Raw genomic sequence first — 16,453 nt, 5'->3', positions numbered from 1 at the left:
CAAACAAATAGCGACGCACAACAGCTCGCGCGATTTCGGTCCATATCAATGCACCCGTACGCTCGGACGCGCGTTCTACTTACCGCTACGCTGCCAGCGCTCTATGCGCTCACCTGGCGGATGACCTGGCCAATTGATTACGCCGTTCTGCATTGCCGGCGACGCAAAGAGCCGTTCAGCGTAACCAGCGACCCTTGCACTGTCCTTCCACATCCAATCGTATCCAAGGTAAAGAAATCGGAAGAGACTTACGCCCCAGAAGATATCAGCCAGGGTAAATCCCTCCGGGACCAACCATGCGCCCCTGCCCTCCGCTAACCTTTGATCCAGCTGCGTGATGGCGCTCTTCGTCGAATCGATGATGCCCCGCATGTTCGCCGGCCGCGATATGAACTCGCGCCCCGCTTCTTCCTTGATGATCTTGTGCCGATAAGCCGAGCGGAGCGCCGATTTCGCAGGCAGACCCTCCAAGCGCTTACTGACCAGTTCGATCTTCTTACTATGAGCCCCCTGCATTCCCGCACGGATCACGTCTGGTCGGTGGTCGCCGTCCGGATTGGCGCCGTAGAACAACCCGGCATGTGGTATTGCGTCCACGATCGCAATTTCACTCCAGATCCGATTTTGCCACTGCAGTGGAACCAACGCCCCTCCGCTCAAGATATCCAGGTAAGCCGCGATCAGACGTGAATCCGCAACAGCTTCCCCTCTATGATGATCGACAAGAGTTGGTACTGCTAAAGGATCAAACCCTTCGTTCTCGACACTAGAACTTCCAGTGTAGCCGCTCACGAATGGACGACTATGTGCGATGGCTGACGCCATACGAAGCTCGACGTACTCCGCTGAATAGTTTTCACTGAGCGGCGGCATAATAACCAGCTCGCTGCTGGCAAATGGGACGCCAATCTGGAAGAGCGCCCCACGAATCTTCTGCGAGCAGATCGACATTGCGAAGTGGAACAGCTCAAGTCGCGGAACCGATGATTCGCTGTCTCGGGGCACCGGCCGCGGGTTATCGGTCGAAACTATGCACCTTCGCCAAGGGTCCCCGACTGCGGAATTCCTCGCCTTCTCCGCCAACGCTCCGACAGATACTCCAGACTTGGTGCTCATCTCGCCCTCTGAATATTCGAGCTCTACTTACAGCTCCCTATTTATTTCAGAATAGACGCGCGCCGCATGAGCTGAAGTCGGTCATTTTCGAACCAAGCGTTCAGAATTTTGGACACGCTTCCGCGGCGAGACGCCTCACGGCGAAGGCCCTGCGGCTGTCGTTCAAACTATTGGAACGATGCGTCCAATATCACCCGACTTCCCGGCCCTCACGAGCTGCTCTTAGGTCCATGACGGTCGCTGTTGAGCGGCTGGCTTAACAGATCTGGAGCTAAAGAAATGGCCTGTCTCTTGGTGATTGAAGCTAGTCCACGCTTCGAAAACTCGACTTCCCGCATTTTGACCGCTCAGTTCGTCGAGAAGTGGACGCGCGCGCACCCGAATGCGTCCATTGTGGTGCGCGATCTTGTACGATCGAATCTAAAATTCGTTGACCTTCCTTGGATCAGAGCCTCATTTACGCCGCCTGACCAACTTTCGCCGGACCTTGCCGCTGCCTTGACGACTTCAAACACGCTGATCGACGAGATCGTGGCAGCCGACCACATCGTCATCGGTACGCCAATGTACAATTTCTCCATTCCCGCGGTGCTCAAGGCATATATCGATCAGATCGTACGCCTCGGCGTTACCGTCTCGATGGCCTACGAGGGCATGCTGAAGAACAAGAAGGCGACCGTTATCCTCTCGACCGGCGGCGACTTCTCTCCTGGAGCTCCGTTTGAGGCAGCCAACGTCGCAACTGCCTATCTCAAGCAGATCCTCGGATTTATCGGCATTACCGACGTCAACGTGGTTCTTGCCGGCAAGACCCTCACTGTTGATCAAGGCCAGACAACCCTCGTCGATTTCGTCAAGCAGTTTGATGGCGCGATATCCGCGGCAGCAGCATAGCTGCAAGGGTCCGCCAAATCGATGCGATACCGAAGGATGCCGATCATATTCGGTCATCGGCATCCTTCAAACCAAGACCAGCGTCAAAGCGGCACTCTACGGTTCCTCTCGACCCAGTCCTCTCGAGCGACGGACCGTGGAGGTGATTGATGAATATCCCTAGGATCCGCGCCCTGCCCAACACCATCGCCAATCAACTACTGAACGATGTTAGACAGATGACGTCTCCGACTGTGACAGCCTAGCATTGTCCCAAGAACGGCAGACTTTCCGGCGCTGAGTTTAGTTCCCTTCGTGGTTTCTGGAGCACTCGCGCTCGGTCGGCAATTTCGTCGCATGCTCGGCTTAAGGCAGGCTTGCACCTCTCCCACGGCAGCCGGTGCCGAGGCAGTTGCCGCCACGTCGAGCGCCTCGTTATTCCGCGCGAACCACTTGCTCCCCCACTGCCGCAGCGAGACCTGGTCGATTGAAGGGAAGCGGCCGCGATGGCCGCTCCCAACTAGCGCTGTCCCGAACGTTATTCCTTGGCCTTACCCGCGGGGCAACCAGTAGGAGGGTCACCGATAAACGTCCTCGCAGAAAAGAGCTCGGGGAACGGAATCTCTTCAAGAGTCGGCGTTAGCCAAGAAATTCCGGAGACGCCGAAGTAGGCATTGCGGGATCCCAGGGTACGCCGGGTCAGCATCAAGTGGCGATACTTCCAAGTCGTGAATTCCTCGGCGATATCAGCGAGCGTTTCGCCCAAGACCTTGATCTCCGGCCGGTCATCGTACGCGATCTGCCAAGCTCGCTCGACCTCCGGGCTCGGCCGGTACGGTTCAGCGAAGTCGCGCTCGAACTGCCCCCGAGGGATCGGTAGCTTTTGACGGTGCAGGAATGCCAATACATCGTCGTAGACGCTCGGTGCGCTCAAGGCCTCGTTAAGCTGCTGCCATCGCCGCGGCTGCGGCTTAAAGTGCTCCAAATGCTCCCTCTGCTTGATTCCAAACAGGTAGACCATGTGCCTATAAGTCCAGCCTTGGAGAGCGGTGTCGCGTCCCAAAGTCGTTCCGACCACGCCGAGCATTGGAAGCAAGTCTGATGGGGTCATCCATGACAGGGAACGCCATGTGGCATTGAGAGGCTCATGCGCATCGACCACCCGCCGCAGTGCTTGCTGGGCCTTGGGGAGATCGTTCTGTCTCAGGTGGCCTTGGGCGGCTTGAAGTTCTCGGACAATTAGCGACCAGTAGAGCTCCATTACCTGGCAGTTGACAATGAATGAGTACTCCCCAGGATGGTCAGTCAGCGTCCTCTGAATCGAATGCAAAGCATCTGTCTGCAGCCACATGCTGTATGGCGTCTGTTCGAACCTGTCTTTCTCGGTGATCGTAACGGTCATTGCATTGGTGCTCCCATTTTCCAAGAGTTTCTGCCCTAAAATGGGTCGAGCGCCGCCCTGCAAATGCGGATCTGACGCGTTTCGCTCACAGCACGCGCCCTGCAGGTGGCCCAGGCCCATTGGATGAGCGTTACCGACACATCGTCGAAATGCCCGATCCTCCAATGCATGTTCGGGGTGTTTTGGACTCCTTGGAAAGACGCCTCCTGCTGAACACATCGTCTAAAAAATTGAACGGCGGGAGGGCCCCACCAGCGGCCGCCTGAACAGATCAGCGATCTTCCTCAGCCCGCAGCAATTCTTTTGCCCCAACGCACGTATTCGATATGGAAGCGTTGAACCGTTTAACGACCTTGAGAAGCGCCCAAGATGAGCGCAGTCGGCCCCGATCACCGCGGTGCGCCACCTCACAAGTAAGCTCAGCGCCCGGTCGCGCCCGGATCGCCCGCGACGGTTGTCGCCACAAAGGGAGCAGAGCATCGCCGATTGAGGCCTGTTCATGTCGCTCGGATGCCGGTCACAGAGGCAACGGGCGAGCGGGTCAGGCAATCGCACAAGTAGACGAAATAATCCCCGTTGCCGGACGAGCAACGGGGCATCGCATGTCAACGCGATATGTTTGGGAGAGCCATATTCCCCTCCCCAGGGAACTAGTTCGATCCATAGCTCCGAGGACTGGGTTTACTTGTGAAACTTCGGCAGCGCATTAGATGCAGGTGTGTCCGGCGCCCATAGGCGGAAACTCAAGTTGGCGAACACGCTGAAGCCCTTCGTGACAGTCGCCGAGTCGACGCCAGCAATTGGGGTGCCGCCCGATGCTCGCGCCGATACCTCGTCAAACGCCCAGACGTTCAAAGCCGCGGGTCCAAAGTTGTAGCCCACCAGCCCACCGACAGCCCACACGTTGTAGCGATTCACGTTGATTGCGTTTCCATAGAAGGCGCTCGACGTATCATTTCCGACCTGGCCGACATAGTACGCGACCGGGCCTATGGTCCAGTCTCCGATTGTCTTTGCGGCTGTAAACTCCGCATGCAGAACGTCGCCGCTCCGATAGCCGGTGATCGTGTTCTTGGTATTGATTTCGTCAAAAATGTTTGCGGTGAGATTCCAGCCGTCCTTGAGATAAGAGACAATGAACTCTGGCTGAAAGGTCCACCACGGATTTCCCACATTGCCGAGACCGTTCAGACCCGTTTTCGTTCCGTCCGGCACGTACATGCCCAGGCCGGCCTTGGCAAAGAAGCCGCTATCCCCAAGCTTCCAACTCAACTCAGCCGGAACGATGTAAGTGTTGTGCATGCCGGACATCTGCAAATCGACCGGGTGACCGACGCTTGACATAATGAACGGTTGCACCACGACGGCCGAATACGTGCCGCCAAGAAAATTCCAACCCGGTACAAACAACAACCCGTTTGCTTCGACAGCCGCTTGCACGCCTGTCTTTCCGCCGCCGGGATTCAGCAATGCCTGCCCCGGTCCGGCGAGATTGGACTGGTACGTGAAAACCTGATTGAAACTGTAGATTCCAGGCGGCGGAAGTCCTGCACTGCCGCCAATAGTCAACCCCGGCTTCTGCGCGGCTCCCGGCGATCCAAATTCAAATGCATTAGCTGCTTGCATTGTCGCGACGACACCCAACGCAACAACGCCTAAGTTAAAAGCTGTCTTCAAAGTCATCTGCCCCTCCGGCTGAGCGCCACAGCGATCCCGTTGTCTCCTCACGCGGTCAAAAAGCCGCACGCGGAAAGATAACAAGTCAAAGTCGGACAGATGACAACGCATGAACGCAACCTTCGTCACGTATTTCACGAACGGTGATCCTGCAGATACAAGAGTATCACCGACGATATCTGAGCAATCAGTATTTCCACTACGCCACAACGTCCGCGCCTTGCGCATTCGCGTAGGACTCCTGTGACTTCTCCAGTCGAACACAAACACCAGGCTTTGGCTCTCCGATGAACTCAATCCCGGCGCTTTCGAGTGCCCGTCGAATCTTATCTATCGTCTCGAACTTGGCGTTGATTGGCCCGGTCATTCGCTCTAGCCGGCGAATTGTCGCGATACCAACGCCAGCAGCAACGGCGAGTTGGAATTGCTCCCAACCAATGAGGCTGCGCGCTGCCTTAACTTGTCGTGCCCAAACCAGCATTAATGCCCTCACATGCTGCTGTTGCGCGCCTCAAGCAGCCAAGGGACACATTGCCCTCGCACACCGCCGACGACTTCCACCGCCCCGCCCCTTGGACACAGACTTCGCCGGCGGCTTTGTCTCCCTCGCTGCTTAACGAATGCGATCAGTCTCCCTGCACAGATCGACAAATCTCGGCTCTTTGAGCGAACCAGGTCACCACGTTTCACCCCGTGATCTAGGAGTCGCGCTCAGCCAAATGCAGCCCTACACGCGGGTCACTCAGCTCAGGCTCTGCAACTGCGCGGCAGCACCGATGACTTCATGATCGCGCCCGGGTCGTCCGATAAGCTGCAATCCCGCTGGCGGAGCATCCTTCATCCTCGGCATCGGGATTGTTACCGCCGGATATCCAACAAGATTGACGGGCGCCGTGTGCGCCATGAGCGCCTTGCGAACGTCTCCGGTCCATCCATCGATATCCACGCGCTCCGTTCCGACCAGCGGCGCGGAACACGGACATGTCGGAAGAATGAGGAGTTCAACTTGTTCGAACAGCGAAGCCATTCTCAGGGAAAACATTCGTCGCGCGTCTTGGGCTTTCGCGTAATCGTCTATGCTGACCGATCGCGATCGCTCAAGTCTGGCGGCTGTCTCCTTCCCATAGCGCTCGCTTATCAAGCTTGATGAATTTCTCGAGAAGTGAACCATGCCGGCTTCCACCAGGACCAGGGTGGCAAGGATCGCATACGCCTCGTCGAGCCGCTCAGTTAAATCAACAACGCTATGCTCCCGGCGAAGCCTCTCGACGGCCCTTTCAAAGTCGGCGGCGATGTCGTGCTCAACAGGAACATCAGTTGGGGTAGCGAGAACGCCAATCTTCCGCTTCGGTTTGTCGTCGCTCCGTGAGATGTCCATTCCCAGAGCTCTTGTCAGCGGGACCAAATCTTCCGCGTTCCCGCAGATCAGACCGACATGATCGAGCGCCGGCGCCAGTGGAAAGACACCATCCGTCGGAAGAATGCCAAACGTAGGCTTGAACCCTACCACTCCGCACAGCGCCGCCGGGATTCGAACGGACCCGCCGGTGTCCGTTCCGATACCAGCTGGCACAACGCCGCATGCAACCGCAACCGCCGATCCGCCACTTGACCCTCCTGGTATCCTTCTCGGATCGGCCGGATTAAGAGTTGGACCAAACTTGTCACTCGATGTGGTGACGCCCCAGCCAAACTCGTGGGTTGTCGTCTTACCTAAGACGATCGCGCCGGCATCCCGCAAACGGCGCACTACGGTAGCGTCAGTTATCGGTACATTGCCTATGTAAGCGGCCGACCCATAACGAGTTTCGATATCAGCAGTTTCGATATTGTCTTTTACGACGATCGGGATCCCCTCGAGGCGCCTCACCAATCCCCTTGCATATCGCCGATCACTTTCGGCCGCGCGATCTACCGCGCGATCTTCGATGGCTGCAAAGGCATTCAACTCGGCTGAGCAGTTTCTCGCCTTCTCAAGAGCCTCCTGCACGAGTTGCCGCGATGTTGTCACGCCCGCCTTTAGCCTAACGAGCATCTCTGCGATGGATGGGGATCGCATCCTCGTTCACCAGAGGCTTCTGAGCAGAGCGTCGAGCTTTCGATCCGCATCTTCCCCAAGATCGGCTACCTCCGCCTTGTAGTTTGCTCGCAGGAGATCCGCGATCTCCGGAAGCGCCGAGAGCCCGATCTCAAATGATCTAAGATGGCTTGGTAAGCCAAGGTACGAAACGAGATTTTCTATCCGGGCGGCGAGCGCCGGCCCCGGGTTAGATTCTCCGGGGGAATTGAACACTTGGAGCTTGTTGCCATACCGCGCTTCACAAGCCCGAATCACGGGCGCGAGCGTTATGCAAGAAGTGGCACTGTGGGGGAATCCAAACGTCCCGCCCAAGATGTGCCCGATCCGATGGCTGAGGCCGTAGATGACGGATGCTGGATAGAAGTAACATTGCCATGCCGCCAATTGGAGTTGGAGCAGATCACTCAGATCGACCGTTCCTTTCTGGATCGCTTCTTCGGTTTCCAGATCGGCCGGCCAACGTTCCAGCACGCTAAAGAATTTGTTTGCACCCGCTGCAGCCATGACTGCGTGTGGGTGGTCGACGTCGACTTGGCGCATGCCTTCGATTGCGTGATCAAGCCCCTTAATCGCTGATGATAGGAGCAACGCACGAGGAGTATTCAGGAGGAGGCCGGGATCCATCAACACAATTTTAGGAACGGTCGCTCGCTCAGCGTAACTTCTCTTGAACGGACGCGGGCCAGACGTTTCAGTAATTCCAAAGTAGTGGGAGAACTCAGATCCAGAGAGAGTTGTCGGCAGAGCTACTAATGGGAGATATCGCCCTTGCCGAAGGTAATGAAAATGAGAAACCGCCTTTGCGGCGTCCAGAACCGAGCCACCGCCAAAAGCGACTATTGAACGGGCACCTGCCTGAATACATCGGTCAAGCGCGTCCTCGATTGCGCTGTCTGGAGCATGAGGCGGGAAGTCCGAGAGCATTCCCGCGGCATCGTGAAGGTGCGGTAGAATGGCACGCTTGGTTGAGAGCAGTAACGGCTCAACCGTAAAAATCATCGGCCGTTCGAAGCCCTCGTCTGCCAGATCTCGAATGGCTGCGTCGACGATTCCCACCCCCCACCGCAGGGTGTCCTGCGGCAGGCATCGGAGGATGCCTCCGTCGCTTACATGGTTCGAACGATGGGGGGTTAGCTTCTGCACGTTGTCGCGCCCCTTTAATTCTGGGGAAGCGGCACAGGAGCCGGGCGCAGCGCGATACCACGCTCGATCTCGATGCGCCGATCTTCGAACTCCGGCGCCAAGCAGAGCCTGGTTCCGAGCTCCTCGGCGGATTCATCGACCGTCAGTTGAGTGGGTGTCGAAAGGGCGCAGATATGCCCATCGGGATCCCGGAAGTAGAAGAGCTTGCTGTAGAGGCAGTCGTAAACGTCCGAGACCTTTACATCGGCCCGCCTGAGACGCTCTCGCTCGTGCGTAAGGGCGGATTCGTTTTCCACTTCCAGAGAGAAGTGATGCGACAGCCCGGTGCCGAGACGTCCCGTGGTGTATCCCGGCAGGCCGAAGAAGGTCAGGACTGAGCCAGGTGAGATATCATCGTCACAGCCGTAGTAGTAGTGCGTGCCTCCCCGCTCATCCAGATAGTCCGTCTTCTTGATCAATCGAAGCCCGACCGTTTCGACGAAGAAGTTCTCGGTCCGCTCGGCGTTCGAAGAGATCGATGTGATGTGGTGGAAACCACGCAGGGCGAAGTCATCCGTAACGGTCGGCATCGGCCTCGGCCAAGTTTCGGCGGCGGTAAGGATCTCATCGCGACCGCCGATCAGATTTTCCTTCGGTTGAGCCCGGAAACCCGACCCCAGCACGGCTTCATCGTGCCCAAAACCGGGTTCGGTAGTCGCGATTTCGATAATCGCCCCGTCAGGATCACGCAGGTAGATCGCGTGGAAGTAATTTCGATTATAGGGCCCGGTAACATGGATCCCAGCGTCCGTGAGTCTTCGTTTCCACTTCAAGAGGCCATTTCTTGTCGGGACGTGAAGAGCCAAATGATGGTTTGTACCGGCACCCCAACGCCCCTTCGGATCTCCGACGCGGGGCGATGTGACCCCAGCGACAGCCGCCTTTTGATCCACGAACCCGACGTCCGGCATCATGTAGAAGATCGGGTTCCACTCGATGTAGCTGATGGTGTGGCCACGCTTCTCTTCGCCCTTGAATGCATGAAATCCAAAGGTGATGACCGGCAATCGCGGGTCCAAATGGTGGACGGTCCGTTTCACGACCGGTAGACCCAAGAGCGTCGAGTAGAAGTGTTCGATCCTGCCGAGATTTGCGGCGACGAACACTTGGTTGTTGACGCCGCGAATAATCATTTCGTTCATTTTGGACCTCGCGATTTCGGGCGCTGAAGCGCCATCTCTACCGATCACGAATGATGGCAGCGTTGCCGCGAGACATGAAGGTGGCTAACGGAAGACGCAGCGTTCAATAAGTTGAACGGCGACCGAGGCCTCAAGCCGAACGCTTGCTCGAGCTTTTGGGCTGCAGGTCTTCCGTCGCTGCAGGCTCGAACGCGGTGACGCGCGGTATTTCCAATGCAAGAAAATCAACCAGAGACCTGACCGCGGGGAGCAAGCCCCGCTTGTATGGGATGAGCGCTGAGAGGCGTGCGTCAGCCGCAATCCAGCGCGGCAATACCTGCTTCAGCCTTCCCGCAGCAATCTCCTCTCGGCAAATGTAACCGGGCAATGCCGCAATACCCAGGTTGGCACATGCCGACTCCTTGAGCGCGACCAGATTGTTGCTCTGAAAGCGAGGTACCGTTTGAACGATGCACCTTCGGCCGTTCGGTCCGGTTAACACCAGATTTGATGAACCGGTCCTCGCAATCGCGATTGTATCGTGTTGGGCGACCTCCTCAGGGGTCGTCGGTGTGCCCCTCGCCTCCAAGTATCCCGGCCCCGCGAACAAGTACCACGGGGCACGAGCGATGGCTCGCTGGACGAGTGAAGAGTTCTGCAAGGGTGCGGTATGGCCGCGAAGCGCCAAGTCGAAGCCATCAGCTACAATGTCGACCAGAGCGTCTGTGGTAATCTCTACGATTTGAACTTTCGGATGCTTGTTGAGGAAGATCGGTATCAGGTCCTTCAAAGCGAACTGAGCAATCTCGACGGCCGTCGTCATTCTGATGACGCCGCTTGGCTCAGTTGCCCTTTGGCGTACAGCCTCCTCCGCCACCTCTGCTGCTTGCAACAAAGTCTGAGCGTAGTGATAGAACTGCGTTCCTACCTCGGTCATGCCGAAACAGCGCGACGTTCTGTTGAGTAAGGTTACGCCCAGAATCCCCTCGAGCTCCCTTACCCGATTGCTCAAGGTGGACTTCGGTAAGCCCAATGTTCTACTCGCAGAGGTGAAGCCCCCTCTGTCGACAACCTGGACAAAATAGAAGACGTCTTTGAGATCAAGCATGACTTAGAACGATTTACCCTAGGTCGATAGAGCCACCACTCGCACCTTTAGATCACAGACATATCGGTTTAAGCCACTCTAAACACTTGCCATTCTTACCTCAAAAGGTAGCGGCGCGGAAGGAAACCTACTTGTCTCACGACACACGTGGCTCGTATTCTGCCTCGAACTGGAAGATTGCTGGAGTGGGCCATGCTTCGTCTCTACGATAGCCTGCTGTCTGGAAATTGCTGGAAGGCTCGAATCCTGCTCTCCCAGTTGGGCGTCAAATACGAAAGGATCACATTGGACCTGGTCCGAGGTGATCACCTTCAGCCGGATTTCGTAAAACTCAGCCGGTTCTCACGGGTCCCGACATTGGTCATGGACGATGGTCGTCCCATTGTGGAGTCCGGCGCCATACTGATGCATCTGGCGGACGGAACGCACCTTCTTCCTGACGACAAGTATGCCCGGACAGAGGTGTTCAGCTGGTTGTTCTTCGAACAGGCCGATCTTCAAAAGGCCATTGCGGTCCCTCGTGTTTACAATATTCGTGGGCTAGCGTCCCAGATGGCGGATGAAATTGCCCTTCGGCAAAAGGACGGTTACGGCGCGCTCGATAAACTCGAGAGCTGGATTAAAACTCGAGATTGGCTAGTGGGCAGTAGCTACACTATCGCCGACCTTGGAGTTTTCGCCTACGTGTCCGTAGCAGCGGAGGGCGGCTACCAAATGGAACGATATCCCGCAATTCTCAGGTGGCTAGACAGCGTACGATCGACCAAAGGATGGGTACCGCTTATCGTAGAGAATTCGCTCTCTAGATAGTCGATACCCATCTCCCCCAAGGCGAAGTTCTAGGCGTCGAGAAACGTTGCGAATTTTTCCGGCCCGAACTTATCAAGCGCCATGTCGTTCTCGGGCAGGCCGTTGTCGGCATAGCCAATGCACATTCCGCATACGACCATGTCGCTTTCCGGAATGCCAAGCTCTTTCCGCAGCAATGGATATTGCAGAGACCAGATCTGCTGCGCAAGCGTATCCAGTCCTCGGCCCTTTGCGGCGAGCATTACCGTTTGCAGGAAGCCGCCGTAGCAGATGAAGCTCGCGGGGACCAGTCGTCTATCCATCGTAAAAATGAGACCGACTGGAGCCCCAAAAAACTTGAACTGCCTGGCGACATCGCGGCGGCGACCTTCTTTGTCGCTTCGCTCGACGCCCTGCGCATCGCCCAACTGGCCGCGAAACTTGGTGAACCACGACGCATGCGGCTCGGGAATGGGGTCTGGAAAAAATGGATACTCCGGAACTAGCTTGTCATGATTGTCATTGAAGTTTTTCACCGCGGCCTCGACAAGCCGCTCGCGAGCCTTGCCTGTCAACACGTAGCACTTCCACGGTTGAGTATTGCTCGAACTGGGAGTGAACCTGGCAATCGAGAGAATATCTTTGACGACTTCGATCGGAACAGGTTTGTCAGTAAAGCCACGTTTCGCCCGACGACCTCTGATTATTTCGTCGATGTAAAAGGGATTCTCAGAATCCTTCGGCGCTTGCCGCTGAAGTTCTAATGTCATAGCTTCCCCCGAATTCGTTGCACCAAGACCGCCGAAGTAGCGGCATGCCGCATAATCGGAGTTCAGAAGCCGTCTAGGGAAGTAGCCCAACTTCGAACTTATCGTTCAATAAACTCGAACGATGCGGCTCAAGCCAGGGTATTTCAAGTCAGAGCCGAAGGAGAAGCGAACGGCTCCCTGCCGGGTTATGCCGTAAGGTCTCTAGATTGAAACGGCTTCAGGCCACGGTACGATGACTACCGCAAATGTAGCGATAGCCACCCTGACCATCATCCAGAGGTTGCGGCCGTCCGAAGACCTGGCGAAACGCGTTCTCGCCGCCGGGGCTCATGCAGCCAGCTTCAAGAGCGCCCGCGCCTCATGCACGGTCGCCGGATGCCGCCCGTAACGTCTGCAAAGCTGAACAACGCGATTGACAAGAGCAGCGTTTGAAGACGCAAGATGCTCACGATCGAGCCGCACAGTGTCCTCAAGTCCCGTGCGGCAATGTCCGCCGAGCTCAAGAGACCACTCGTTGAGCGTGATCTGGTACGGTTTCCCGTCGCCTTCGGCGCGGCCGCCGCACCAGATACGTGCTGTCTTCGTTCGCGGGCGGTTCGCGCTCCGCCCAGGATTCGCCTGATTGAGAGCAGCTGAACGAGCTGATCGCTGGTGCCCATTTTGGCGGGCATCGACTGATCGAAAATCGGGCCTCAAGATAAGTGCAAGCCGAAGTCGTAGTGCAGATGGAAAAAGGGCGAGTTTTGGATAAGGCCGTCCGGCGCCTGCCCCGCCGGCATCTCGACAAATTCGCGCACCAAGCTATCCTTGACACCGAAGACGACGTCTGTCTCAAGATACGCGTCACCTTCCGCGAATATGTGCGTCACCAGTTTCTGATAGCCGGGCGCCGAAATCATGAAGTGGATGTGCGCCGGTCGCCACGGATGCCGTCCCTGCTTCTCTAACATGGCCCCGACAGGACCATCGTGAGGAATGGGATATGCCGCCGGCCTAATACTCCAGAAACTGAACTTGCCAGCTCCGTCCGTCGAGAACCGGGCCCTCATGGCTAAGCCACCAGTCTCCTCGAATTGCTGGACGTCGTAGTAGCCATCGCCGTCCGAATGCCAGACATCGACGACGGCGCCTTTGATCGGCGTGCCGTCCGGAGCATTCACTGTCCCCGTGACGATGAGCGGCTCGCCTACGAGACCGCCAGAGATATTTTCCCCATGCCCTTTCTCGGGTGGCCCCTCTACGTAAAAGGGCCCAAGCACCGTCGACTCGGTGACGCCCTGGGCTGCTCCGTGATTAATGGCATCCACGAGCATCGAGACGCCGAGCGTGTCCGACAGGAGCACGAACTCTTGGCGAGTGTTAGTGCACATTTTTCCTGTATCAGTCAGGAACCCGATCCCCTTCTCCCATTCCTCGATGGTCGGCCGAACCTCCCTTACGAATGCATGGAGATGCCGGACCAACGCCGCGCTGACCTCAGCCGCTCGCCTGTCGCTTGCACCTGAAAGACTGTCGATGACCGCATCAGTGATCGTGATCTCGTCAAAGTTTCGCATAGTTCCCTGTCCATTTCATTTTCGGCGAAGTCACGTCAAATCCTGTAATCGTCCACCCGGACTGTCTTCGGCGGACGACCGCCACACGCTGCACGCAGTATCTCGCGGATCGACGAGTGGTCAAAGGGGCGGGGATTCCAGTACGAGTTCTTCATTGTGAGGGTCGTGGCGCGATCGATATTGTCCTCTCCGAAGCCGAGCTCGCCCAGCGACACTGGTAAATCCAAAGCTCGCGAAAGGTCGTAGATCTTTCTGGCTGGATCGTTCGAACCGGTGGCCGTTCGTAGCGCCTCCAGGGCCGTCGGCGTCGCCTCCAGATTGTACGCAAGCGCATAGGGAAGCAGGATCGCGTGTGTCTCCGCGTGCGGCAAATCGAAGGAGCCGGCCACAACGTGACAAAGTTTGTGGTGAAGAGCCATCCCGACGGACCCCAAACAGACACCACAAAGCCATGCGCCATACAAAGCATCGGACCGACTTTGATCGGCTATCGGATCCGACACTATCTGCGGCAGCGAACGGATTAGCGCTGCGATGCCTTCCTGAGCAAGCAGACCAATGATGGGATTGCCGTTCTGCGCGTAGAGAGCTTCCGCTGCATGTGCGATCGCGTTGAGACCGGACGCCGCGGCAAGCCTTTTCGGCAATGACTTCGTAAGTTCGACGTCGTAGATGACCGTCTTCGGGAGGATTGCCGGGTCGGCCAGCGTAGTCTTCTCAGCATCCTCTGTCTGACCGAGGATCGGCGTCATCTCCGAGCCTGCATAAGTTGTAGGCACGCAGATCTGCGGAATCCCGGTGCGCAGTGCGAGAGCCTTGCCAAGGCCGATAGCCGAGCCTCCTCCGATCGATACAATGCAGTCGGAAACGGCGCCCACCATGGCGTGCATGGCATCCTTCGTCACGCTGGTCGGAGTGTGCAGGACGGCTCCCGCATAGACGTCGCTGCAAGATCGACCGAGAAGGTCGCAGACCATTTCGCCTTCACGCTGCTGGGCCGCACTGCAAACCACGAACGCCCGCCTTCGATCCAGCCGTTCAACCTCGCTGCCAATCGACCCGATGGTCCGCGAACCAAACACCACGCGCGTCGGCAGACCAGAAAACGTAAAGCGTGGCATCATTCACCTTCGAAAGCACTGAAAGAACCGCGAAAGCCATGGGGGCTTCCGCGATCTTGGGTGAACGCTTCGCCTACTCGGCCGCGTCGTTCATGTAGGACTTCTTAACGTCCTGGGCTTTCGCGTAGTCAGGCTGGAAGCGGACGCTGGCATAGTGGGACTTCTGCTCCGCTTCCTGCGCACGCTTCCCTAGTTCCGCTGTGTCGCCGAAGCCGAGTACCTGCCGCGCCAGCTCGGTCAGCGGTCCATCGACCTGATACTCCGTGCGCTGCATCGTCAGCAAGTTGATGAGGTAGAGAGGAGTGCCGTTGAACTTCTCGAACATCTCGTGACGGTTGCCCCACTCGCTCAGGAATCGCTCGCTGATCTGGCGGAAGATCTTAATGCGGTCGTAGGCGCTGATCTCCGCACCGCGGAGAGCCTCGGCGAGCTTCGGACCGATGTATGGATCTTCCATCTCGCGCTTCGACGGCTGGATAACGACGCCGCGACCGCAGAAGTCGATCAGGGTGTTCACCATCTTGGCCTGATTCTCAAGATAGTAGGCGCGACCGAAGTCGATGTAGATATTGTTCGGCTTGAACAGCCCTCCGGGCGTCGCGAATCCCGTCTCTTCAGCGGCGATCATGAAGGCTCGGCAGGTCTCGCGGAAGCGAATGAGCTCGGCGAGTTGCGCGGCGACGACCGGGTTGGTGCTGGTACCCAGCGACTGAGTCAAGAGTAGAGCGAGGCCGACCATCAGTTCGGCGTGGACGCAATGACGAATCTGGGTCTCGAGATGCACCCAATCGAATTGACGTTGCGGATACCATTTCGCGTGGTCTGGATTGCCAATATGCTGTACCCGGTCCCACGGAATGAGAACGTCATCGAAGTAGACCATCGCGTCGAGTTCGTCACCGATCGTGGCCAACGGACGATCGTACGGATCTGCGTCCGGCTGCGCGTTCGACTTGCGGGCCACGACCGAAATGCCCTTGGTAGCGATCGGCACCAGCGCGTAGACAGTCTGCTCCGCGGTCTGGCCGGGGCGCCACAAGTTTCCAATAAGAAGGTGATTGACGAAGGGAACGGATGTGCCGATCGCCTTCCAGCCGCGGACAAGGATGCCGTCGTCACGTTCTTCGATGATCTTCAGCATTGGCGTCTCGGCCATCGCATTGTCACGGCCGCGATCGAACTGGACGTCGAGGAACATCGGCGAAATAGCCAGATCCTGAGACGTGACCTCCTCCCACTGACGCTGAATATTGCCGGAGAGATCGCGCTTCTTGCCGCTGAAGCGCGAATTGTCCGACCAAGGCTTCTGGTCATCCACCTGGGTGAACATGACCACGTTCATGCCGGCTGGCGGCCGTGTGAAGATGCCGCCCTTGAAGTGACGGCAGAGGAAGTCGCAGTACTGGCGGCGCTTGACCACATCTTCCTTTGACCGCGGCAGAAACCAGTGCATCGACTGACGATTACCGCTCTCGTCGACAAAGGTCGCAATGTCTTGATTCTTCGGGTCAAGGTGAAGATCGTAATATTCGGCGATGGCATTCGCGTACCCCTTCGTCATGGGATGCGTGGTCACGTCCTCGATCAGCTCACCACCGACGTAGACGCGACGACCGTCTCGTAGAGATTGAAGGTACTCGGCACCGGTTCTCATAGCT

Annotated in this window: 14 protein-coding genes; 2 read left to right on the top strand and 12 right to left on the bottom strand. The window is 57.3% G+C overall.

Annotated features, from left to right (window positions below):
* Positions 1–75: 75 nt before the first annotated feature.
* Positions 76–951: a glutathione S-transferase C-terminal domain-containing protein gene (locus QDT69_RS23480; RefSeq protein ID WP_279708860.1), complete on the bottom strand. Its 876-nt coding sequence runs from the start codon at positions 949–951 to the stop codon at positions 76–78.
* Between the two features lie 444 nt (positions 952–1,395).
* Between QDT69_RS23480 and QDT69_RS23475 the strand changes: the two genes are divergently transcribed.
* On the top strand, positions 1,396–2,010 hold the full coding sequence (locus tag QDT69_RS23475) for an NAD(P)H-dependent oxidoreductase (protein ID WP_279708859.1): 615 nt from the start codon (positions 1,396–1,398) through the stop codon (positions 2,008–2,010).
* A 517-nt stretch (positions 2,011–2,527) separates the two neighbouring features.
* Here QDT69_RS23475 and QDT69_RS23470 read toward each other — a convergent pair.
* The 6 genes from QDT69_RS23470 to QDT69_RS23445 form a co-directional block, all read right to left on the bottom strand.
* Positions 2,528–3,391: a tryptophan 2,3-dioxygenase family protein gene (locus QDT69_RS23470; protein ID WP_279708858.1), complete on the bottom strand. Its 864-nt coding sequence runs from the start codon at positions 3,389–3,391 to the stop codon at positions 2,528–2,530.
* 681 nt (positions 3,392–4,072) lie between these two features.
* Positions 4,073–5,206, bottom strand: a complete 1,134-nt coding sequence (locus QDT69_RS23465; protein ID WP_279708857.1) for a transporter — start codon at positions 5,204–5,206, stop codon at positions 4,073–4,075.
* 604 nt (positions 5,207–5,810) lie between these two features.
* Positions 5,811–7,079: an amidase gene (locus QDT69_RS23460; RefSeq protein ID WP_279708856.1), complete on the bottom strand. Its 1,269-nt coding sequence runs from the start codon at positions 7,077–7,079 to the stop codon at positions 5,811–5,813.
* Positions 7,080–7,133: 54 nt separating this feature from the next.
* Positions 7,134–8,204, bottom strand: coding sequence for an iron-containing alcohol dehydrogenase (locus QDT69_RS23455; RefSeq protein ID WP_279708855.1), 1,071 nt, complete (start codon positions 8,202–8,204; stop codon positions 7,134–7,136).
* A 101-nt stretch (positions 8,205–8,305) separates the two neighbouring features.
* On the bottom strand, positions 8,306–9,472 hold the full coding sequence (locus QDT69_RS23450; protein ID WP_279708854.1) for a VOC family protein: 1,167 nt from the start codon (positions 9,470–9,472) through the stop codon (positions 8,306–8,308).
* A gap of 130 nt (positions 9,473–9,602) precedes the next feature.
* Entirely contained in the window at positions 9,603–10,559 is a 957-nt protein-coding gene (locus QDT69_RS23445; protein ID WP_279708853.1) for a LysR substrate-binding domain-containing protein, read from the bottom strand.
* Between the two features lie 192 nt (positions 10,560–10,751).
* Between QDT69_RS23445 and QDT69_RS23440 the strand changes: the two genes are divergently transcribed.
* Positions 10,752–11,369 (top strand): glutathione S-transferase family protein, encoded by a 618-nt coding sequence (locus QDT69_RS23440; RefSeq protein ID WP_279708852.1) that lies wholly within the window; start codon positions 10,752–10,754, stop codon positions 11,367–11,369.
* Positions 11,370–11,398: 29 nt separating this feature from the next.
* On the opposite strand, the gene QDT69_RS23435 is transcribed toward QDT69_RS23440, so the two are convergent.
* The 5 genes from QDT69_RS23435 to QDT69_RS23415 all read right to left on the bottom strand — a co-directional run bounded on the left by QDT69_RS23435 (position 11,399) and on the right by QDT69_RS23415 (position 16,449).
* Positions 11,399–12,118 (bottom strand): nitroreductase, encoded by a 720-nt coding sequence (locus QDT69_RS23435; protein ID WP_279708851.1) that lies wholly within the window; start codon positions 12,116–12,118, stop codon positions 11,399–11,401.
* 327 nt (positions 12,119–12,445) lie between these two features.
* Complete coding sequence (locus QDT69_RS23430; protein ID WP_279708850.1) at positions 12,446–12,814, bottom strand: 3-keto-5-aminohexanoate cleavage protein; 369 nt, start codon at positions 12,812–12,814, stop codon at positions 12,446–12,448.
* Positions 12,811–13,674: an intradiol ring-cleavage dioxygenase gene (locus QDT69_RS23425; protein ID WP_279708849.1), complete on the bottom strand. Its 864-nt coding sequence runs from the start codon at positions 13,672–13,674 to the stop codon at positions 12,811–12,813. Before QDT69_RS23425 ends, QDT69_RS23430 begins: the two co-directional genes overlap by 4 nt.
* A gap of 35 nt (positions 13,675–13,709) precedes the next feature.
* A complete protein-coding gene (locus QDT69_RS23420; RefSeq protein ID WP_279708848.1) occupies positions 13,710–14,798 on the bottom strand; it encodes a maleylacetate reductase in 1,089 nt (362 codons plus the stop codon).
* Between the two features lie 70 nt (positions 14,799–14,868).
* Positions 14,869–16,449 carry a 4-hydroxyphenylacetate 3-hydroxylase N-terminal domain-containing protein gene (locus tag QDT69_RS23415; protein WP_279708847.1) on the bottom strand — a complete coding sequence of 527 codons (1,581 nt, stop codon included), beginning with the start codon at positions 16,447–16,449 and terminating at the stop codon, positions 14,869–14,871.
* Positions 16,450–16,453 lie beyond the last annotated feature (4 nt).

Source organism: Bradyrhizobium sp. CER78 (assembly GCF_029846235.1).
Lineage (GTDB): Bacteria > Pseudomonadota > Alphaproteobacteria > Rhizobiales > Xanthobacteraceae > Bradyrhizobium.
Note: the sequence above shows the minus strand (reverse complement) of the source record. Positions and strands in the feature narration are given on the sequence as shown.